Source organism: Mesorhizobium sp. M7A.F.Ca.AU.002.02.1.1 (assembly GCF_003998535.1).
Lineage (GTDB): Bacteria > Pseudomonadota > Alphaproteobacteria > Rhizobiales > Rhizobiaceae > Mesorhizobium > Mesorhizobium ciceri.
This window is the reverse complement of the sequence record NZ_RZPB01001444.1, coordinates 1-557: the sequence shown is the minus strand read 5'-3', so window position 1 is coordinate 557 and position 557 is coordinate 1. Positions and strand designations below refer to the sequence as shown.

General features: G+C 68.4%; 1 protein-coding gene and 1 pseudogene. Both read left to right on the top strand.

What is annotated here, in order from left to right:
- The coding region (locus EN879_RS38260; protein ID WP_206521118.1) for an ADP-ribosylglycohydrolase family protein at positions 1-454 on the top strand (454 nt) is incomplete at its 5' end.
- Positions 451-557, top strand: a pseudogene (locus tag EN879_RS40805) (ribokinase); the annotation flags it as partial. The gene EN879_RS38260 and the pseudogene EN879_RS40805, both read left to right, overlap by 4 nt.

Below are 557 nucleotides of genomic sequence, written 5' to 3'. Positions count from 1 at the left end.
GCGCGACGCTTCCGCCAGCGCGGTCGCGGCGGCGAGGCGAGGGGCGACACTCGGACATTGGGTGACCGGCGGCGACATCGCCGCGCGCATCGTCTGGGCGCAAGACATCGTACACGGCAAGGCGATCAGGGATGCGATCCGGCTGATCACCGATCTGGTTGGCACCGGCGTCGCCAGCCAGGAATCCGTTCCGGCGGCCTTCGCCGTGCTGGAAGTCGCGCGTGGCGACCCATGGCAAGCAGCCGTCATCAGCGCCAATCTCGGCGGCGACACCGATACGATCGGCGCCATCGCTGCCGGCATGGCCGGCGCCTGCAGCGGTTTTTCCCGATTGCCGCAACAGCATATCGCCCGGCTTGTCGGCCTCGACATGTCGGAGGCTCGCGCGCTCGCCGCCGATCTCGTGGCAGCCAGGATGGCGAAAATCGGTTCCGGCAAGGACGCGGCGGAATGAGCGGCCGTCTCGTCCATGTCGGCAGTGCCGTGGTCGACTATGTCTACCGCATCGACGCCCTGCCGGCGCCCGGCATGGAAAAGACGGCATCGAGCTTTGCCCC